The sequence below is a fragment of the uncultured Novosphingobium sp. genome (genome assembly GCF_964277725.1).
Lineage (GTDB): Bacteria > Pseudomonadota > Alphaproteobacteria > Sphingomonadales > Sphingomonadaceae > Novosphingobium > Novosphingobium fluoreni.
On the sequence record NZ_CAXYKL010000204.1, the window covers coordinates 1 to 17,817 of the forward strand.

Consider the following 17,817-nt stretch of genomic DNA (forward strand, 5'->3'; position numbering starts at 1 on the left):
CGGCGACGATGTTGACGCCAAGGATCAGCAGCGCGGCGACGGCATCGCCCTTCACGAACTTGCTGGCACCGTCCATCGAGCCGTAGAAGTCCGCCTCGGTCGCCACTTCGCGGCGGCGGGCCTTGGCCTCGTCGGCAGTCATCAGCCCGGCGGCAAGGTCGGCGTCGATCGCCATCTGCTTGCCGGGCAAGGCGTCGAGGGTAAAGCGCGCCGAGACTTCAGACACGCGGCCCGCGCCCTTGGTGACCACCACCATGTTGATGATCATCAGGATCAGGAACACGAAGATGCCGACGGCGAAGTTGCCCCCGATCAGGAACGCGCCGAAGCTCTCGATCACCATGCCCGCCGCGCTCTCGCCCTCATGGCCGTGGACCAGCACGACGCGGGTGGAAGCGACGTTTAGCGCCAGGCGCAGCAAGGTCGCGAACAGCAGGACCGAGGGGAACGAGGAGAAGTCGAGCGGCTTGGTCGCATTCATCGCCGCCATCAGGATGGCGACGGACAGCGCGATATTGAGCACGAATGACACGTCGAGCACGATCGCGGGGACCGGCACGATCATCAGCACGATCAGGACCAGGATGCCCGCGGGCAGCGCCAGCGAAGCGCCGCCGGATAGACGATTGAGGAAACTCACAGGCCGAACCTCGCCAGCTTGGCATAGGCGTCACGAATGTGCGCCGGGGCACCCGCAGCGCTGCCGCCGAAGGAATCGTTGAGGGTATCCGCCATCGAGCGGCTTGGGGTGGCGGTGGGCGCGGGCATCTGCGCCTGCGCGGAGTGGAATTCCTGCGCGATCGGGCCGCCGACCGGCAGCGTGAAGCCGGGGGTTGCGGGATTGGACGCGTCGTAGCCGGCGGCAGATGCCCAAAGCTGCGCCCCGCCGGTCTCCATCGCATTCGCTACCCGGCCACGGATCAAGTCCATCACCCCGCCCACGGTGCGCGGGCCGCCGGGGCCATAGAAGATCGAGCGGTTCGCCCCGGCGGCTTGCGGCAGGATGCCGGCGGCGATCGCATCGGGGTTTGCGGACAAGGCGGACAGGAAAGTGGTCGCACCGCCGATGCCCAGGAAGTGGCCGAGGTACAGCTCGGCGGCGTCAGGCTCGCGGCCGAGCGCGGTGGCGAGTTCGGCGCGGTTGTCCGACGCCAGTTCGCCCGCCATCAAGGCCGAAGCCTGGGGATCGTAGCGCAGCGCCATGATCTGCGCGCGCATGGCGGGATCGGTGATCCGCCCGCCGGAGATCGCATCGCCGGCCCAGCCCAGCCCGTGCTCCGCGCCATGGCGGTCGAGCGTCTGCAACCAGGTTCCGTTGGTGAACTGATAGAGCCCGGCGGCGCTTGAGGTCGGCGCCTTGGCCGAAGGGTTCAGGCTGGATTCGATCTTCGCCTGGGCCAGCAGATAATTGAAGTCCATCCCCGTAGCCTGCGCCGCACGCGCGATCGCCGCCCGGACGGGCGCGCCGCCAGGTGCGACTGAAGCTGGGGTTGCGGACGACCCGCCGACATATGGGGTATCAGGCAATGCTGGCTCCCGGTGAAAGTACCGGTGACCATTCAGCAAGAGCTGTGCCAATTTTTTGTGGGCGAGGGCTTAAACGATCTCAGCCCTCTGCGTACCCTTACCTAGAGCCCGTCCGTGTCGAGCGGAAACCGGCTGGAAATTTGGGTTTCAGCGCGCGCCCGCGTAGGCGTAGCGCGGGCCAGCATGATAGAGCTGCGGCGAACCGGTCATCGCGTTCAACCGCGCGGTGACGTTGGCGGCCACCAGGTTGCGAACCTGGCGGTTTACCTCGTTCAGACGCTTGGCCGCTTCCAGCATTCCGCGGCATTCCTCGTCCAGAACCACGCCGGCGGCGTCTTCCAGCGATCCGCACAAGCGGTTCTTGTCATTCGCCGCACCCATGAGCGCGTCGATATCCAGGCCGGCAAGCGCCTGCCGTTCTTCTTCCAGGACGGCAAGCATCTGCCGCAACTGATCACGCAGCATTGCCGGGGTTGAAGACTGGACTTGGCTCACGGATGACCGCTCCTCAGGATGATGCCGGCTGCGATCATGGCATCCGCGATCCGGGCGGGGACCAGCGGATACTTGCCGCTTTCCACCGCCTTGCGGATTTGCGAGACGCGATCGGTATCGACCGGGGCTTCCCCCGCGTCCACCGCCACGCTGGTGGCGACACCGGGCGCGGCCGTCTTGGCGGAGGCCTTGCCGCTCGGGACAGCGGCGGCGTTATCGGTGCCCGCTCGGCGGGCTATCTCGGCACTCACCGCGCCGATCGCGCGGGGAGCACCCACTTCGATGGGTGGCATGATGGCCGCTCCTTGAACTCTTCTTGAAGGGAAGAACGGTAGCGGCGCGGAAGGTTTAAGGGGTGTGGCGGCAAATTCGTGCCGCGGGTCCGGCAAAATAATGCTTACGCGTATATACTTAGCGCAGGCACGCCAGATTTTTGCCACGGGATAGCGACGGCGAAGTGTTAACGCGCGTCAGTCCAGCGGCAGCGAGACCAGCCCCGGGCGAACCACCTGGGCGCGCATGGGTTCGGCGTTGGGCTTGGCGTTGATCGGGCGGACCCTGATCCAACTGCCGACCGCGCCGGACTCCATGGCCTCGCCCGGCTGCGCCACGCTGAAGCCATCGCCGTTCACCGCGATCGAGATGCCATCGCCGCGATTGATCGCGGGCGCTCCGCCCGGGCCTTGCAGGTCGCGCTTGATCGGCACGAACAACCGCCAGCTGCCGGGATCGCCGCACTGGACGATTACGCTTTCATGGTTCTGCGTGCGCCACGACAAGGCGAGCGGGCTGGCGCAGGGCACAAGTCGCAGGCGGCGGTCCACCGGCGTCATCGCGCCGCCGCTCTGGCCGATTTCCGCGCCGGTGAAGCCTGCGACTTCCCGATCGATCGCGGCAAGGTCGGCATAGCCGGTCGATGCGGCGGCGAGGATGGCGAGAACGATGCTCATGGTCGATCCTTGGATGGAAGCGTTTGCGCAGAACTACGCAAGGTACGTGCCAGCCGCGCTTCGGGCGCATCATAACCGATGATCACGCGCAATCCCGGGCTACCCGGTTCCACCACGACGCGGGCATCGCCGGCTTCGCGCGCAAGAGCCTGCGCGCGCGCCAGGGCTTCGTTCATCGCCCCCGGCGCATAGCTGGCGGTGATCGTCACCTGCTGGCGAGGATCGCGCGGCTGCTGGGCCAGCCACTCCTTCAGCGGCGGCGCGCCTTCACCCGCGATCCAGACGGCCACCGGTTCACCGCGTGGCGCCAGCTGCGGTGTAGAAGTCGTGGCACGCGTGATTGCCGGAGCGGCCTGGGCCTTGGGGTCCTGCCGGGCGACGGCGCTGGCGGTCAGCATGAACAGGATCATCGACAAGTCGGCGATGATCGTCTGCCAGCCGGTGCCGACCTTGATGCTCATCATGCGCGCGCCTGCCGGTGCGAACCAGAGGAAGCCGTTGCGGCCGAAGCCTCGTGCAGCTTGGGCACGGCCGGCGCGATCTGCGCCTCCAGCCAGTCCACCACGACTTGCCGCTCACGCTCTTCGGCCTGCGCCGCACGCTCGATCACGCGGGCGAGCGGCGCGAACACGATATTGCCCAGCAACAGGCCATACAGCGTCGTCAGCACCGCCATGGCGATCGCGCCGGTGAAGTCCGCATGGGCCGCCCCGCCCGAAGGCAGCTGCGTCAACGAGATCAGCGTGCCCGCCATGCCGAACACCGGGGCAAGCTCAGCCGCCTGCGCGAACGTCTCCACCGCGTGGCGCGCACGCTCCTGCCGTTTCAGGCGGTGATTGCGATGCGCATCGCGCAAGGCGGTCAGCGAGTGGGTCTGGGCCATGGCGTCACACGCATCGTCGAACTCCTCATCGCCGAAGTGGTGGGACTGCGCGCGTACCAGCCCGTCGCGGCGGATCGCCTGGACGTGCGTGGCCAGTTCCCCCCGCGCACGCTCGGCGTTGAAGCGCCCCTTGCGCAGCGCGAACAGCGCGCCGATCGCGGTGCGGCAATCCGCCCAGCCACAGCGCAGGAACGTCGCCACCAGTGTTCCGCCCACCACGACGAGGGCGGATAGCGGATCGAGCAGGCTCTGGACGTTCAGTGCGACTTGCATGCGGATTGCACTCCTTCACCACAGCAGAACGGCGGGCATTTCAGTCCTTTTCGCACTTGGCCGACATTTGCCGGAAAACGGCAAACCTTTGCCGCCCGGCTGCCGCTCACGGCCCCAATGCGACTTTTCGTAGGCCTGCAAAGCATTTGGCACGGTGTTTGCTGAGATATCCCGCGAACACCCGGACGAGCCTTGAGCCAGTCCATCGGAAAGGAAACGAAGCGATGAGCCAGAGCCTGTTCGGCATCCATGCCGCCGCTCTCGAACTGCGCTCTCAGCGCATGGGGATGATCGCCGGTAACATCGCCAATGCGGCGACCCCCGGCTACAAGGCCAAGGATATCGACTTCCGGGCCGCGCTCGCCGCCAGCCAGAAGAATGGCAGCGGCGATGCCGATGGCGCGGCCAAGGGCGCCACGCTCTATCGCGTGCCGGTGATGCCATCGATGGACGGCAACACCGTGGAGCTGCAGAACGAGCAGATCGCCTTTTCGGAAAACGCGGTGGGCTATTCCACCACGCTGGAATTCATCCGTGGCCGCGTCGAGACGCTGACGCGCGCGATGCGGGGCGAGTAAGCGATGCCCGGCTCCATCTTCGACGTCGCCCAGCGCGGCATGTCCGCCCAGCTCGTCCGCATGAACGCGGCGGCCTCCAACCTGGCGAACGCGGGCACGGTGACCGGTAGCGAGGCGGAAGCCTATCGCCCGATCCGCGCCGTCTTCGCCGAAGACCTCGACCGCGCGACCGGCATGGGATCGGTCCGGGTCGAGGGCGTGGTGCGCGAGAATGCCGCCGCGATCCGCCAGCACGAGCCCGACCATCCGCTGGCCGATGCCAACGGCGATGTCTGGACCGCCCCGGTCGATGAAAACGCCGAGATGGTCGAGATGCTCGAAAGCTCGCGCCAGTACCAGAACATGGTGGAGGCCCTCTCCACCGCCAAGCAACTCATGCTCGATACGATGAGGCTCAAATGACCGTAAGCTCAGTCTTTCAGAATTACGCGACCACATCCGGCGCGGGGAAAGTCGAAACCAGCAATGGCAAGACCGGCCTGGCCTCGCTCGGCTCCAACGATTTCATCAAGCTGATGACGGCGCAGATGAAGCAGCAGGACCCGACCGACCCGGTCGACCAGAAGCAGATGCTGGCGCAGATGGCGCAGTTCTCCACGCTGGCGAACAGCACCGAGATGGGCAGCACGTTGAAGGCGATCGCTTCCAAGCTGGACGTGCTGATCACCAAGCAGCCCACAACCACCACCACGCCCACGGCTTCCTAAGGAGCGTCTTTCATGTCCTATTACACCTCGATCAGTGGGCTGAAGAACGCCCAGACCGACCTGAACGTCATCAGCCACAACATCGCCAACGCGGAGACCAACGGCTTCAAGAAATCCCGCGTCGAATTCGCCGACATCGTGGCCGGTTCCTCGTTCACCAATCCCAAGCAGCAGCAGGGCATCGGCTCTGCAGTAGACTCGATCACGCAGAACTTCTCGATCGGCCCGGTGGAGCAGACCGGCTCGGCGCTGGACGTTGCCATCACCGGCGATGGCTTCTTCGAGATCAGGTCCCCCGGCGGCGAGACGATGTTCACTCGCAACGGCTCCTTCGCGGTGGATGAGCAGGGCTATATCAACGATGGCACCGGTAACCGGCTGCAGGCTTTCGCCGGCACCGCCACCACCGGCACCCCCGCTGATGTGAAGATCCCCGCGACCAAGGGCACGGCCACCTTCACCGGCGTGACCATCAGCCCCAAGGGCGTGATCAACGCGTCGTACTCGGACGGTTCGAACGACACCGTGGGCACCGTTGCCCTCGCCACCTTCATCGCGCCGACGGGCCTGAAGCAGGTCGGCAGCTCGAACTGGACGCAGACCGGCCTTTCCGGCCCACCCACCTTCGGCGCGCCCGACACCGCCGGCAACGGCGCGCTGCTTTCGGGCTCGATCGAGCACTCGAACGTCGACGTCGCCGAGGAACTGGTGAACCTGATCACGGCCCAGCGCTATTTCCAGGCGAACGCCAAGGCGATCGACACCGCCACGCAGATCTCGCAGACCATCATCGGCCTACGGACCTAAGGCCTGACCCATGGATCGGCTCATCTACACCGCCGTTTCCGGCATGAACGCCTCGATGGTGCGCGAGCGCATGATCGCGAGCAACATGGCGAACGCGCAGACCATCGGCTTCAAGGCCGAAGTGCTGCAGGCGCAGTCCGTCACGCTGGACGGGCCGCAGCTGGACGTGCGCTCGATGAACCGGTCCGAGGTCAAGGGCGCGTCGATGAAGGAAGGCGCGGTCGTCCAGACCGGCCGCCCGCTCGACGTGGCCATGACCGGGGACACCATGCTGGCGGTCCAATCGATCGACGGCCAGGAAGGCTATACCCGGCGCGGCGACTTGTCGGTCTCGATCACCGGCGTCGTGCAGAACGGTGAAGGCCTGCCAGTGCTAGGCCAAAGCGGCCCGCTGATGGTGCCTCCCGGCGCCAACGTCTCGATCGCGCAGGACGGTTCGCTGCTCGTCACCGATCCCGCCCAGCCCGATCAGCAGCCGCAGAAGATCGATCAGCTCAAGCTTGTCAGTACCAAGGGCTCGCCGTTGGAAAAGGATCTGGCGGGTGTGTTCCGTGTGCCCGGCGGCGGGGTGCTGCCGGTGGACGAGAACGCCCGCGTCATCCCCGAATCGGTCGAGCAATCGAACGTCAATTCATCCGAGGTCCTGGTGGACATGATCGAGGCGCAGCGCCTGTTCGATCTGCGCACCAAGCTCGTTTCCACCGCCAAGGAGCTCGACGAAGGCTCCTCGCGCCTCATGCGCCTCGACTAATCCCAAGGAACCAGACCCATGCCCACCAGCGCCCTGCACGTCGCCCGCACCGGCCTTGAGGCCCAGGATCAGCGGATGCGCGTGATCGCCAACAACCTAGCGAACGTTTCCACCACCGGCTTCAAGCGTGACCGCGCCAACTTCGCGACGCTGGCCTATCAGAACGCCCGCGTCGCCGGGGCACAGTCCTCGGGCGAGACAGCTTACGCCACGGGCCTGAACCTGGGCACCGGCGTCAGCATCCAGTCCACCACGCGGATCGAGACGCAAGGCACGCTGGAGACGACCGACCGCTCTTATGACCTCGCTTTGGATGGTGACGGCTACTTCCAGGTGCAGCTGCCGGGTGGCCAACTTGGCTACACCCGTGCGGGTAATTTCTCCCTGACGCAGGACGGTCAGGTCGTGACGACGCAGGGCTATGCGCTGCAGCCGCCGATCAACGTGCCCCAGGGCACCACCTCGGTCACGATCAGCCAGGACGGCACCGTCTCGGCGCAGGTCACCGGCCAGAACGAGGCGCAGCAGCTGGGCCAGATCACCATCGCCAGCTTCACCAACCCGGCGGGATTGCAGGCCGCATCGGACAACTTCCTGATGGAGACCAGCGCGTCCGGCCCGGCACAGATCGGTATCGCCGGCGAGGAAGGCCGCGGCCACATCCGCCAGGGCATGCTCGAAGGCTCCAACGTCAACATCGTAGAAGAGATGGTGGACATGATCGAAACCCAGCGCGCCTATGAGATCAATTCCAAGATGATTTCCTCGGTCGACGAGATGCTGCGCAACGCGAACCAGACGCTGTGACGATGACCAACGCGACCAATCACGATTTCGCCTCTGCCGCAAACACCGGGGCCCCGCTGCCTTGGCTTCGCGACTCGGAAAAGGCGACCGGGCCAGCGGATCGCCCGTCGTTGCCCGCGCCTTTGCGCAACTTGCTGCGCGCCGCGGGCGCCATCGGGGTCGCCGCCGCGATCAGCGCCGCCTTGCCCGATCCCGCCGCGGCCAGGAAGGCGCCCAAGCCCTCGGGCTTCGAACCGACCCTGCCCGTCGCCGCGCCGCTGCCGCCCGCCAACGGTTCGATCTTTCAACCCGCGCTGGGTTATGCCGCGCTCTACGAAGGAAATCGTGCGCGCCGCGTGGGCGATCCGTTAACCATCCGGCTGGTGGAAAGCACCACCGCATCCAAGGCGGTAAATTCGAAAAGTAACAAAGGCGGAGGTGCCTCCATCACGCCACCCACAGCCGGACCGTTATCCTTTCTTAACCCTAATGCCCTTAATGCGTCTTCGTCCTCGACGTTCAACGGACAGGGCAACGCGGGGCAGACGAGCAATCTCTCGACCACCGTCGCGGTCACGATTGCCGAAGTGCGCGAGAACGGCACCGCGCTGGTCAGAGGTGAGAAGCAGATGTTGCTGAGCCAGGGCGATGAATGGGTGCGGTTCTCCGGCATTGTTCGGCTGGCCGACATCGACATCGACAACGTGATCCTCTCCACGCGAATCGCCGACGCCAAGATGGAATATTCCGGCAAGGGCGCGCTGCAGCGTGCAAGCAAGCAAGGCTGGCTCGGCCGGTTCTTCAACGTGATCTCGCCGTTCTGATGCGCAAGCTTTTCACCACTCTTGCTTTGGCGTTCAGCGCGCTGCTGGCTTTTGCTGCGCCCGCCAACGCCGAACGCGTCCGCGATCTTGGCCAGTTCCAGGGCGTGCGCTCCAACCAGCTGACCGGCTACGGTATCGTCGTCGGCCTGCCCGGCACGGGTGACGATAACCTTGCCTACCTGACCCAGGCGATGAAGGGTGTTTCGGGCCGCATGGGCCTGACCCTGCCGCCTGGCGTAGCCCCCGGCCTCAAGAACGCGGCCGCCGTGATGATCACGGCAGACCTGCCCGCCTTCAGCAAGCCCGGCCAGCGCATCGACGTGACCGTCAGCACCATCGGCAAGGCCAAGAGCCTGCGCGGTGGCGCTCTCATCATGACGCCGCTTTACGGCGCGGATGGCCAGATTTACGCGATGGCGCAGGGCAACCTGGCGGTCGGCGGCCTGGATGTCGGCGGCCGCGATGGCTCGAACGTCACCATCAATATCCCCACCGTCGGCCGCATCGCCGACGGCGCTTCGGTAGAGCGCGCGGTCGCCACTGGTTTTGACAACGGCGGCGATCTCAGCTGGAACCTGTTCACGGCCGACTTCATGACCGCCAGCCGCGTGCGCGATGCGATCAACCGCAAGCTGCCCGGCACCGCCACGGTCACCGATGGCGTCTCGCTGGCGCTGCGCCTGCCACCCAATGCCGACACCCGCGCCAGCCTGATGGCCGCGATCGAGATGATCGACGTCAGCCCGGCCGAAACCCCTGCCCGTGTCATCGTCAACAGCCGTACCGGCACCGTCGTCATCAACAGCGCGGTTCGCGTCGCCCCTGCCGCGATCAGCCACGGCAAGCTGGTGGTCCGCGTGGACGAGAAGCCCACCGTGGTGCAGCCCGCGCCGTTCAGCGGCGGCCGCACCGCCGTGGAGCAAAGCTCGCGCATCCGGGTCGAGGAGGAAGACCGCAAGGTCATGATGTTCCAGCCCGGCGCGTCACTGTCGAAGATCGTGGACGCGCTCAACATGCTGGGCGTCACCCCGTCGGATCTCGTGGCGATCCTGGAAGCGCTGAAGCAGGCCGGTGCCCTCAAGGCGGAGATGGTGGTGATATGACAAGCATTTCGGCCCCGAACCTGGCGAGCACGAAACTGGTGGCGGGCAATGCCACCCAGCGTGAGAAGCTCTCGGCCTCGGCCAAGCAGTTCGAGGCGATCTTCGTGCGCCAGATGCTCAGCGCCGCACGCAAGGCCGACTTCGGCGGGGACGACCTGTTCGGCGGTCAGGCGCTCGATACCTTCCGCGAGATGCAGGACAACCAGTTCGCCGATATCGCCGCGCAGACCGGATCGCTGGGCTTCGCCGCCAAGATCGAGGCGCAAGTCGCGCGCCTGCTGCCGCACGAGGCGAACGCTCCTGCAACGCCGAAGGGAGCGAAGTAAACCATGGCTTCCGATCTCATCGCCATCGCCCGCAGCGGTACCCGTGCGGCACGTGCCGCGCTGGACGTGACCGCGCAGAACATCGCCAATGCCTCTACCGAAGGCTACGTGCGACGGTCGGTGTCGCTGAGCGAGGTTTCGGGCACCAGCAACGGCGCCGCGGGCAACATCAGCCTCTCGGGCGTCCGCGTCAGCGGCGTCGCCCGCAATGCCGACGCCTTTCGCCAGGCCGAAGTGCGCCGCACCGGCAGTGACGCCGCGCGCGCTAGCGCCGAGGTGCAGGGCTTGGAGAATATCGAATCCTCGGTCGAGCAGAGCGGCCTTTATGACGCCTCGGTGGCGTTCGAAGGTTCTCTGCAGAAGCTGGCGTCCGACCCGACCGACAGCGCCCTGCGCGCCTCTACGCTCGAAAGCGCGCGCACTCTTGCCAAGACCTTCAACGTCACCGCCGGCAGCCTGAAGTCGGCCGGAGACGGCCTGCGCTTCGAAGCCAACGCCGGGGTCAGCCAAATCAACACCCTGGCCGGGGAACTGGCCAAGGTGAACGCCCGCCTCTCGCGCTCCGCCGACGCTTCCAGCGACCAGACCATGCTGCTGGACCAGCGCGACGATCTGCTGACCAAGCTGAGCGCGCAAGTGGACGTGACCACGGTATTCTCGTCCGACAAGACGGTCGAAGTGCGCCTGGGCGGCAGCACCGGCCCACAGCTCGTCTCAGGCAACAAGGCCGGGACGCTGGCCATGAACACGGCGGCGGACGGCACTTTGTCGTTCAAGCTGGACGGCACCGCCGTCACCCCCGCATCCGGCGCGATCGCGGGCAAGAATCAGGCGCTGGTGCAGCTCGCGCAGACCAGCAAGGGCATCGATGCGATCGCGGCGAAAGTCGCGGCCACCGTCAACGCGGCGCAGGCCAATGGCGTGGATCTGGATGGCGCGAGCGGGCAGCCGATCTTTTCCGGCGCTACCGCCGCCGATCTCCAGGTCGTCGCCACCAACGGCAGCAAGATCGCCACCGCACCGGCCGGGGCCGCGGCCAAAAGCCGGGACGCCACCAACCTTTCCGCTTTGCGCACCGCGCTCAGCACCGCCAATCCGTCCGGCGACATCGACGGCGCGATCTTCGACGTCTCCAGCGCCGTATCCGGCCGCAAGGTGACTCGTGACGCGCTGACCGCAATCGCCGACAATGCCAGCCTTTCGCTCCAGAGCCAGGCAGGCGTCGATCTCGACCAGGAAGCGGTCAACCTCGTGCGCTACCAGCAGGCATTCCAGGCTTCAGGCCGCGTGATGCAGGTCGCGAACGATCTGTTCGACACGCTCCTGGGTATCCGCTGAGGCCACCGCCATGACCATCTTCTCCACCAACAGCACCAGCGCCTTCTACGACCGGGCCCGTGGTGACATGACCTCGCTGCGCAAGCAGACCGAGGCGCTGCAGGCGCAGATCAGCAGCGGCAATCGCCTGACCCGTTCGTCGGACGATCCGGTGGCGGCATCGCGCCTGCGGTCGCTCGCCCGCGCCGATACGCTGTCGAAAATCGATACCGCCAACGCCAATCGCGCCACCGCCGATCTCAACATCGCGGACGCCACGATGTCGGACATCACCACCGCCATCTCGCGCGCCAAGGAACTGGCCACGCAGGCGGCGAACGGCACGCTCAGCGATACGCAGCGCGCCAGCATCGGCAAGGAAATGGCGGCAATCCATGACACGCTGTTCAGCCTTGCGAACACGCAGGACAGCAATGGCAAGCCGCTGTTCGGCGGCGACAATGCGACCAGCGCCTACACGCTCGATGCCTCTGGCAACGCCACCTACACCGGCACCGCGCGCAGCGCCGAGGTGTCGCTGGGCCAGGGCCAGACCGTCACCCGCTCGCTGACCGGGCCGGAATTCCTGAACTTCAAGGTCGGCGGCGTCGACACCAACCTGATGGCCACGGTCAAGACCCTGGCCGACGCGCTGAACGCGGGCACCGGCGATCTCGCCGGCGCGGCGCGCGGCTCGCTGGATGCGCTCTCCGCCGGCCTGGACTCGGTGACAACCGCGCAGACGGTGGTGGGATCGCGGCTCGCCTGGCTCGACATGACGACCGAGCGCGCCACCAGGATGGCCGAAACCCGCGCCAGCGAAGAACAGGACGTGGGCGGCGCGGACTTCGCCAACTCCGTCGCCCGACTGCAGCAGATGATGACCGTGCTGGAAGCCAGCCAGGCCAGCTTCACCAAGCTTTCTCAACTCTCGCTTTTCAACCAGCTGCGCTGATGACTTCGCCCGTCATCCTCGAAGGATACTGAACCATGTTTGCTGCAATCGGCGTCGTCATCCTGCTGGTGATGGTGTTCGGTGGGTTCGCCCTGACCGGCGGCGCGCTCGGCCCCGTCATGGAGGCGATCCCGCACGAGATGCTCATCATCGGCGGCGCGGCCATCGGCGCCATCGTGACCGGCAACTCGATGCACGAACTGAAGGGCCTGGGCGCCTCGTTCGCCAAGATCTTCAAGGGGCCCAAGCACAACAAGCAGGACCATGTGGACGCCATCGTGCTGACCAGCCGGTTGATGAAGCTGCTGCGTTCCGAAGGTCCGGTGGCGCTGGAATCGCACGTATCCGACCCGCAATCCTCCTCGCTCTTCGCCGAATTCCCGCGCCTGCTGGCCAACAAGCCGCTGGTCGCGCTGATCTGCGACACCCTCACGCTGATCGTCGTCTCCTCCGGCACGCTGGAAACCCACGCGGTCGAAGAAGTGATGGACAACGCGCTGAAGACCACCTTCCACGAGATGCATGAGCCGCAGCACGCGCTTTCCAGCCTGGCGGACGCCCTCCCCGCGCTCGGCATCGTCGCTGCCGTGCTCGGCGTGGTGAAGACCATGGGCTCGATCGACAAGCCACCCTCGATCCTGGGCGCGATGATCGGCTCGGCGCTGGTCGGCACCTTCATGGGCGTTTTGCTCGCCTATGGTATCGTCGCGCCGATGGCCGGCCGCCTCAAGCAGATCATCGAGCAGGACGAAATGATCTTCCACGCGGTGAAGCAGGTCGTGATCGCCAGTCTGCATGGTTATCCCCAGCCGCTGGTGGTGGAAAGCGCCCGCTCCGGGCTAGGCCACGCCTTCCGTCCCGGCTTGTCCGAACTGCTCGACGCGATGAGGGGCCGCTGACGTGGCCAGCGCGCCGGCAGCCAAGCGCGGCAAGAACGAACTTCCCGCGCCGATCATCGTCAAGAAAGTCACCATCGTCGCCGGGGGCCACCACGGCGGCGCGTGGAAGGTCGCTTATGCGGACTTCGTGACGGCGATGATGGCATTCTTCCTGCTGCTGTGGATCCTGGGCGCGACGACCGAGAAGCAACGCAAGGGCATCGCCGACTACTTCTCGCCCACGCTGGTCAAGACCAGCCAGGGCAGCGCCGGTTCGGCGGAGGGACTGCTCGGCGGTTCATCGCTCACCGATGCCGACAAGTATCCACACCGCGCAGGTCAGACCGGTACCAAGACGCTGACGATCCCGCGCGACACGGTGGGCGGTCCCAAGGAAGGCGGCAGCAAGATCAAGCGCACCACCCGCGCCAAGCAAGCGCTGGAGCAGAAGCTGCAATCCACGCAGGAGCTGCGCCGCCTCGCCAAGCAAGTGCGGATGGTGGACACGACCGAAGGCGTGCGGATCGACCTGGTGGACGATGCCAACTTCTCGATGTTCCGGCTGGGCACCACGATCCTGACCTCGGACGCCAGCGAACTGGTGCAGGCGATCGCGCAGGCCGTCGGCTCGGACAAGGGCTCGCTGACGATACGCGGTCATACCGACGCCACGCCGTGGCGCGATGGCGTGCCGGGCAACAACTGGTCGCTTTCCGCCGGCCGCGCCGAAGCGACGCGCCAGGCGCTGCTGCGCGCCGGGATCGGCGAAGACCGCTTCAACCGCATCGAAGGCGTGGCGGACCGCGAACTGCTGATCCCGGGCGACCCCTCGGACCCGCGCAACCGCCGCATCTCAATCCTGTTGCTGGACTGAAGTACAGAGGCGTTCCGGCAGGGCACGCCCTCTCACCCCGCTCGTGCCGAACGAAGTCCAGGCGCGGCAGCGCCGGATCAGCGTTTCTAGATTTCGCTCGACGCAGCCGGGAGGGGGATGTTGCGGTGGTCTCGCCATTTGATTCTGATCGTGGCTTTCAGCGTAGAAATCGCCATCCTCAGATCGGCACGCGTCGCAAGATGACGGCTGACCAGCCGCCCCACCACTATCAGCATCGCCAGGTCCAGAACCACCATCGCCACACCGCCGGCGCTGACGCCGATCAGCCGAGCCAGGCCATATGTCATCGGCAAGCTGGCCAGCGCCAGCGCCACGTACCACCCGGTGTATGCCGCCTGTCGGTCGCTCGCCAGCAGCAGGTTGGACAGCGGATACCACACGCCGCCGAACACGATCGTCGCCCCCATGGCGAGCACCAGCATCGCCGGAGGCGTGATCGCGCCATGGGTCCACAGGGCGATCGCCGTTTGCCCCCAACCCGTGAAGGCCAGGCCATAGGGAACGACCAGCAGTGCAGAGAACAGCAGCGTCGCCAACACCATCGCCGCCATGCCGCCCCGGTCCCTGCGGGCGATGGCGGCGGAAAACTCCGGCATCAGGGGCGTGCTCACTACCCAGCACAATTGCATCCCCACGCGCGATAGCGTGCGCGTTGCGGCAAAGACCGGCACCGCCGCCTGGCCCGCCGCCGCGCCAATCATAAGGGCGGTCCCTTGCAAAACCAGCGCCTGCGCCAGCGGCATCAGCATCACTGCGCCTGCAGGCCGCAGCAACGCCCACGCCTCGTCCCATGAACCACGCCGGACGCCGATTTCCAGCCACGGTACGCGCTGGCGCAACAGCAGGTTCTGGATCGCGAGGGCGAACATCCGGCCAAGCAGCCACGCCATGGCCGCCGCGACGATCCCACCCCCGCACCACACCGTCAGCACCAGCGCGGCATTCTCGATCAGCATCGTCATGGCGTTCCAGAACGCGCCCACGCTGAACTTTTGCGCACAACGGAAGCCGGCGAAGAAGATGCTGCCCTGCACCGCCATAACGCCGTAAATCACCAGGATCGACAGGGTCAGGCGAAGATCGAATACTGCTGCCGACGGTCGGGCACCAAACACGCCATCCGGCAAGAGCCATACGATCCCGGTCAGCGCGACGATCAGCACCGCGGCGCTTGCCAGCACCGCGCGCCACGCACTTTGGAATATCCGCACAGCCTCCCTTGGCTCCCCGCGCGCGACCGCCATTGTCATGCGTGTGCCTGCAACGGTGGCGAAGCCGAAGTCGCTCATGCTCAGGAACTGCGGCACGGTCGCCAGAATCAGCCACTGGCCATAAAGCGCAAGTCCCCAGTGCGCGGCCAGGATCGGCACCAGCGCAAGCTGCGTCGCCGCGATCACCAGCTTGTCGAACGCGGTCATGCCGATCCCGGCGGCGACGCGGCGGATCATCGAAGCGACCTACAAAACTGCTCGGTCATGCCCGCCGCTGCGCCCAATAGAAACGGCCGGAGGGCTTGATCCGGCTGATGCGCAGCAAGCGCAGGGACACCACCATGCCCCCGGTCAGCAGGGCCGCGCAGCCGATGAAGGAAGCGTCGAACCGCCACATCGCGATGGCGGCGAAGGCCCCCATTATCTGCACCACGCGCGATTGCGGTGCGATCAGCCGATAGACGCCATGCCACAGCAAGACAAAAGCGCTCAGCCCCAGCGGCCAGAACCAGCCGAAGTTGGCATAGCTTTCGCCATAGAGCGTGGAATTGAGCGCCAGTGACGGGATATGGGCAATCGCCTCCCCCAGCGACAAGCCGAAGTTCTCAGGCCGACCGGGCCATAGCGCGCCGGGCAACAGCAGCGTCACCGGCCGGGCGAACATCGCGAAGGCCAGATAGGGGCGGTCTAGTGTGCCAAAATTGTGCACGATCCAGTCCAGCACGACAATGTTGGAGGATTCGAACACGCTGTTAAGGCTTGCCTCCAGCGATCCCGCTTTTGCCTGCTCGCTACGCCATGCCATATCCCATGCCAGAGCGAAGGATTGCAGCGTATAACCCTGAGCGGTCGCCAAGCCGCGAAACATTGGCCAGAGCGTGCTCAGCACTGACAGCATCGACAAGCTGGCCACGCCCGTCAACAGCATGCGCCAAGGCCGGTCTTTCAACAGCAGCAGAACCATCAGCAGCAGGTAGACAGCAGTTATGCGGTTGAAGGTGGTAAACACGTCGAACAATGAAAGCGCTATGCCTACCAACACGGCGCTCCGTATCGCCACCGCCCCCACCGCCACGCGATAGAGCAACACCGCGAAGACTGCATCACGGGCCACGTTCGCGGCATACTTGATTGGCAGAAACGCAGGGTTGGCAAAGGCCGTGTCGATATTGCCCTGCCAGTGTCCGCCCCCGGCAAGCCCAGTCAGCGCGAACGATGCAATGGCCGTCACTAGGAATAGCGCGATCACGCTCGGCACCATTCGCGGATCGCTTCGATCGGAAACATGGGACGGGACTTGCTTGAACAGCAGTCGCAACAGCGGAAACAGATACATCCCACCCAGCAGAATAGCCGTCGTGCCAAGGTCCTTGAAGGGGTAGTAGGACAAGGCAAGTTCGGGAACTTCGGCTAGCCCCCGCAGCAGGAAGACCAGCGTCGGAACTAGGATATAATAGGCATGGCCGATCAAGATCCCGTCTAGGAAGTCCAGCCGCGCGATGTCCATACGAGCCAGCACCGCGCAGTTGATCCCAAACCCTGCCAGGAAGAACAGCCAGACAAGAACGTAGATCACGTTTGCGGCCTAGCAGTATTAGGCTGCGCCATCGCATGAACGTCGTGATCAGTTGCGTGGCGCTGCTTGATCGCGACAGCAGGATTCCCGGCATGGATAGTCCCCGCCGCCAAGTCTTTCATAGCTACGCCGCGGGCGCCCAGGATTGCTCCGGATCCCACGGTCACACCGGGGCCGACGAACGCCTCCGCCGCGATCCAACTTTGTGCCTCCAGCACGATCGGGCGGGTCCGCAAGGGAAAGTGCGGATCCTCATAGTCATGCGTCCCGGCGCAAAGTGTCGCATCCTGTGAGACGACGGCGTAAGCTTCAATCGTCACCCGGGCTTGGTTGTAGCACCGCACGCGGCGGCCAAGTGTAGCATAGTCTCCCATTACCAGGTTTGCAGGATACCAGATCCGCGCACTGGCATAGATGTTCGCGCCGACCCCCAGCTGTGCGCCGAAAAGACGCAGGACCAATCGCCGCCAACCGCGTAGGGGCGGCGGCGTCCAAGCCGCTAGCAGCAGCCAAGTCACCGAGAAGAGAGCGCGGACCGTCCTATGAGCCAAACTGAAGCTGGCGCCTCCGGTGCGTGGATGCGATTGCGCCGCATTGAGGAGCGCGTCGCTCACAATTGCAGCCCAGTATGTTCGCGCAAAACCGCCAGCCGCTCTTCGCGCGTGGCGCAGGTTCGCATGGCGCGTTCCAGCTCCAGCACGCGCACATCCACCAGGAAGCGGTACCAGAAGCCCTGCATGGCGTGGTAGATCAGGCCCGCGCGGCCATCCAGGAAACCCAGCTGCGCGATGTAGCGGTAGAGAAAATACAGCAGCGGCCCCATGCCGAACGGCAGGCGATTATACACCCGCTCCTTCATCCAGCGCTTGGCGCGCGCCTGCCAGCCGCTGCCACGCACCGTCAGCGTTTCGCAGTGATCGAACAAGGCGTAGCGTTGGGCCAGCACATCCACCGCCTCGCGCGCGGCGTAGCCGT

At 65.6% G+C, this 17,817-nt stretch carries 23 protein-coding genes and 1 pseudogene; 13 read left to right on the plus strand and 11 right to left on the minus strand.

The window, feature by feature from the left end; translation table 11 throughout:
• From ACHWRX_RS11675 to ACHWRX_RS11705, 7 genes are all read right to left on the minus strand, one after another.
• On the minus strand, positions 1–565 hold a 565-nt coding region (locus ACHWRX_RS11675), incomplete at its 3' end, for an FHIPEP family type III secretion protein (protein ID WP_394659355.1).
• 71 nt (positions 566–636) lie between these two features.
• A complete protein-coding gene (locus ACHWRX_RS11680; RefSeq protein ID WP_394659343.1) occupies positions 637–1,527 on the minus strand; it encodes a lytic transglycosylase domain-containing protein in 891 nt (296 codons plus the stop codon).
• Positions 1,528–1,674: 147 nt separating this feature from the next.
• Positions 1,675–2,022, minus strand: a complete 348-nt coding sequence (locus tag ACHWRX_RS11685; protein ID WP_353960789.1) for a flagellar protein FlgN — start codon at positions 2,020–2,022, stop codon at positions 1,675–1,677.
• Positions 2,019–2,315, minus strand: coding sequence for a flagellar biosynthesis anti-sigma factor FlgM (locus ACHWRX_RS11690; protein WP_058737772.1), 297 nt, complete (start codon positions 2,313–2,315; stop codon positions 2,019–2,021). Before ACHWRX_RS11690 ends, ACHWRX_RS11685 begins: the two co-directional genes overlap by 4 nt.
• A gap of 177 nt (positions 2,316–2,492) precedes the next feature.
• Positions 2,493–2,972 carry a flagella basal body P-ring formation protein FlgA gene (locus ACHWRX_RS11695; RefSeq protein ID WP_394659344.1) on the minus strand — a complete coding sequence of 160 codons (480 nt, stop codon included), beginning with the start codon at positions 2,970–2,972 and terminating at the stop codon, positions 2,493–2,495.
• The gene (locus ACHWRX_RS11700; protein WP_394659345.1) at positions 2,969–3,436 is read right to left on the minus strand and encodes a hypothetical protein; all 468 of its coding nucleotides are present in this window, start codon (positions 3,434–3,436) and stop codon (positions 2,969–2,971) included. Before ACHWRX_RS11700 ends, ACHWRX_RS11695 begins: the two co-directional genes overlap by 4 nt.
• Positions 3,433–4,128: a MotA/TolQ/ExbB proton channel family protein gene (locus ACHWRX_RS11705; protein WP_288418193.1), complete on the minus strand. Its 696-nt coding sequence runs from the start codon at positions 4,126–4,128 to the stop codon at positions 3,433–3,435. The genes ACHWRX_RS11700 and ACHWRX_RS11705 overlap by 4 nt, the downstream gene beginning before the upstream one ends.
• Before the next feature lie 224 nt (positions 4,129–4,352).
• On the opposite strand from ACHWRX_RS11705, the gene flgB reads away from it, so the two are divergent.
• The 13 genes from flgB to ACHWRX_RS11770 are packed head-to-tail and all read left to right on the plus strand — an operon-like array spanning position 4,353 to position 14,034.
• Positions 4,353–4,706 (plus strand): flagellar basal body rod protein FlgB, encoded by a 354-nt coding sequence (gene flgB, locus ACHWRX_RS11710; RefSeq protein ID WP_288418194.1) that lies wholly within the window; start codon positions 4,353–4,355, stop codon positions 4,704–4,706.
• A 3-nt stretch (positions 4,707–4,709) separates the two neighbouring features.
• Entirely contained in the window at positions 4,710–5,108 is a 399-nt protein-coding gene (flgC, locus tag ACHWRX_RS11715) for a flagellar basal body rod protein FlgC (RefSeq protein ID WP_394659346.1), read from the plus strand.
• Positions 5,105–5,413, plus strand: a complete 309-nt coding sequence (locus ACHWRX_RS11720) for a flagellar hook assembly protein FlgD (RefSeq protein ID WP_058737778.1) — start codon at positions 5,105–5,107, stop codon at positions 5,411–5,413. Before flgC ends, ACHWRX_RS11720 begins: the two co-directional genes overlap by 4 nt.
• A 12-nt stretch (positions 5,414–5,425) precedes the next feature.
• Entirely contained in the window at positions 5,426–6,220 is a 795-nt protein-coding gene (locus ACHWRX_RS11725) for a flagellar hook-basal body protein (RefSeq protein ID WP_394659347.1), read from the plus strand.
• A gap of 10 nt (positions 6,221–6,230) precedes the next feature.
• Positions 6,231–6,971 (plus strand): flagellar basal body rod protein FlgF, encoded by a 741-nt coding sequence (locus tag ACHWRX_RS11730; RefSeq protein ID WP_183615848.1) that lies wholly within the window; start codon positions 6,231–6,233, stop codon positions 6,969–6,971.
• Positions 6,972–6,989: 18 nt separating this feature from the next.
• Positions 6,990–7,778, plus strand: a complete 789-nt coding sequence (flgG, locus tag ACHWRX_RS11735) for a flagellar basal-body rod protein FlgG (protein WP_058737781.1) — start codon at positions 6,990–6,992, stop codon at positions 7,776–7,778.
• Positions 7,779–7,780: 2 nt separating this feature from the next.
• Complete coding sequence (locus ACHWRX_RS11740; protein ID WP_394659348.1) at positions 7,781–8,581, plus strand: flagellar basal body L-ring protein FlgH; 801 nt, start codon at positions 7,781–7,783, stop codon at positions 8,579–8,581.
• Positions 8,581–9,684, plus strand: a complete 1,104-nt coding sequence (locus ACHWRX_RS11745; RefSeq protein WP_288418196.1) for a flagellar basal body P-ring protein FlgI — start codon at positions 8,581–8,583, stop codon at positions 9,682–9,684. Before ACHWRX_RS11740 ends, ACHWRX_RS11745 begins: the two co-directional genes overlap by 1 nt.
• Complete coding sequence (locus ACHWRX_RS11750; RefSeq protein ID WP_394659349.1) at positions 9,681–10,010, plus strand: rod-binding protein; 330 nt, start codon at positions 9,681–9,683, stop codon at positions 10,008–10,010. Before ACHWRX_RS11745 ends, ACHWRX_RS11750 begins: the two co-directional genes overlap by 4 nt.
• A 3-nt stretch (positions 10,011–10,013) precedes the next feature.
• On the plus strand, positions 10,014–11,348 hold the full coding sequence (gene flgK / locus ACHWRX_RS11755) for a flagellar hook-associated protein FlgK (protein WP_394659350.1): 1,335 nt from the start codon (positions 10,014–10,016) through the stop codon (positions 11,346–11,348).
• Positions 11,349–11,358: 10 nt separating this feature from the next.
• Positions 11,359–12,282 carry a flagellar hook-associated protein FlgL gene (gene flgL, locus ACHWRX_RS11760; protein WP_394659351.1) on the plus strand — a complete coding sequence of 308 codons (924 nt, stop codon included), beginning with the start codon at positions 11,359–11,361 and terminating at the stop codon, positions 12,280–12,282.
• A gap of 35 nt (positions 12,283–12,317) precedes the next feature.
• Entirely contained in the window at positions 12,318–13,181 is an 864-nt protein-coding gene (motA, locus tag ACHWRX_RS11765) for a flagellar motor stator protein MotA (RefSeq protein ID WP_183615843.1), read from the plus strand.
• A 1-nt stretch (position 13,182) separates the two neighbouring features.
• Positions 13,183–14,034 carry a flagellar motor protein MotB gene (locus ACHWRX_RS11770; protein WP_058737787.1) on the plus strand — a complete coding sequence of 284 codons (852 nt, stop codon included), beginning with the start codon at positions 13,183–13,185 and terminating at the stop codon, positions 14,032–14,034.
• Between the two features lie 86 nt (positions 14,035–14,120).
• Here the strand turns inward: ACHWRX_RS11770 and ACHWRX_RS11775 are convergent, their stop codons facing one another.
• From ACHWRX_RS11775 to ACHWRX_RS11790, 4 genes and pseudogenes are all read right to left on the minus strand, one after another.
• Positions 14,121–15,503: a lipopolysaccharide biosynthesis protein gene (locus ACHWRX_RS11775; RefSeq protein WP_394659352.1), complete on the minus strand. Its 1,383-nt coding sequence runs from the start codon at positions 15,501–15,503 to the stop codon at positions 14,121–14,123.
• A 25-nt stretch (positions 15,504–15,528) separates the two neighbouring features.
• The gene (locus ACHWRX_RS11780; protein WP_394659353.1) at positions 15,529–16,842 is read right to left on the minus strand and encodes a hypothetical protein; all 1,314 of its coding nucleotides are present in this window, start codon (positions 16,840–16,842) and stop codon (positions 15,529–15,531) included.
• Positions 16,839–17,456, minus strand: a complete 618-nt coding sequence (locus tag ACHWRX_RS11785; RefSeq protein WP_394659354.1) for a putative colanic acid biosynthesis acetyltransferase — start codon at positions 17,454–17,456, stop codon at positions 16,839–16,841. The genes ACHWRX_RS11780 and ACHWRX_RS11785 overlap by 4 nt, the downstream gene beginning before the upstream one ends.
• Positions 17,453–17,817 (minus strand): annotated as a pseudogene (locus ACHWRX_RS11790) (glycosyltransferase family 2 protein); the annotation flags it as partial. The gene ACHWRX_RS11785 and the pseudogene ACHWRX_RS11790, both read right to left, overlap by 4 nt.

What these genes read in the sequence shown, in the direction of transcription:
- flgC (WP_394659346.1), top strand. Translation starts at nt 4,710, where the DNA reads ATGCCCGGCTCCATCTTCGACGTCGCCCAGCGCGGCATGTCCGCCCAG.
- ACHWRX_RS11775 (WP_394659352.1), bottom strand. Translation starts at nt 15,503, where the DNA reads ATGATCCGCCGCGTCGCCGCCGGGATCGGCATGACCGCGTTCGACAAG.
- flgK (WP_394659350.1), top strand. Translation starts at nt 10,014, where the DNA reads ATGGCTTCCGATCTCATCGCCATCGCCCGCAGCGGTACCCGTGCGGCA.
- ACHWRX_RS11700 (WP_394659345.1), bottom strand. Translation starts at nt 3,436, where the DNA reads ATGATGAGCATCAAGGTCGGCACCGGCTGGCAGACGATCATCGCCGAC.
- ACHWRX_RS11705 (WP_288418193.1), bottom strand. Translation starts at nt 4,128, where the DNA reads ATGCAAGTCGCACTGAACGTCCAGAGCCTGCTCGATCCGCTATCCGCC.
- motA (WP_183615843.1), top strand. Translation starts at nt 12,318, where the DNA reads ATGTTTGCTGCAATCGGCGTCGTCATCCTGCTGGTGATGGTGTTCGGT.
- ACHWRX_RS11730 (WP_183615848.1), top strand. Translation starts at nt 6,231, where the DNA reads ATGGATCGGCTCATCTACACCGCCGTTTCCGGCATGAACGCCTCGATG.
- ACHWRX_RS11720 (WP_058737778.1), top strand. Translation starts at nt 5,105, where the DNA reads ATGACCGTAAGCTCAGTCTTTCAGAATTACGCGACCACATCCGGCGCG.
- ACHWRX_RS11750 (WP_394659349.1), top strand. Translation starts at nt 9,681, where the DNA reads ATGACAAGCATTTCGGCCCCGAACCTGGCGAGCACGAAACTGGTGGCG.
- ACHWRX_RS11695 (WP_394659344.1), bottom strand. Translation starts at nt 2,972, where the DNA reads ATGAGCATCGTTCTCGCCATCCTCGCCGCCGCATCGACCGGCTATGCC.
- ACHWRX_RS11725 (WP_394659347.1), top strand. Translation starts at nt 5,426, where the DNA reads ATGTCCTATTACACCTCGATCAGTGGGCTGAAGAACGCCCAGACCGAC.
- ACHWRX_RS11740 (WP_394659348.1), top strand. Translation starts at nt 7,781, where the DNA reads ATGACCAACGCGACCAATCACGATTTCGCCTCTGCCGCAAACACCGGG.
- flgB (WP_288418194.1), top strand. Translation starts at nt 4,353, where the DNA reads ATGAGCCAGAGCCTGTTCGGCATCCATGCCGCCGCTCTCGAACTGCGC.
- flgL (WP_394659351.1), top strand. Translation starts at nt 11,359, where the DNA reads ATGACCATCTTCTCCACCAACAGCACCAGCGCCTTCTACGACCGGGCC.
- flgG (WP_058737781.1), top strand. Translation starts at nt 6,990, where the DNA reads ATGCCCACCAGCGCCCTGCACGTCGCCCGCACCGGCCTTGAGGCCCAG.
- ACHWRX_RS11690 (WP_058737772.1), bottom strand. Translation starts at nt 2,315, where the DNA reads ATGCCACCCATCGAAGTGGGTGCTCCCCGCGCGATCGGCGCGGTGAGT.
- ACHWRX_RS11745 (WP_288418196.1), top strand. Translation starts at nt 8,581, where the DNA reads ATGCGCAAGCTTTTCACCACTCTTGCTTTGGCGTTCAGCGCGCTGCTG.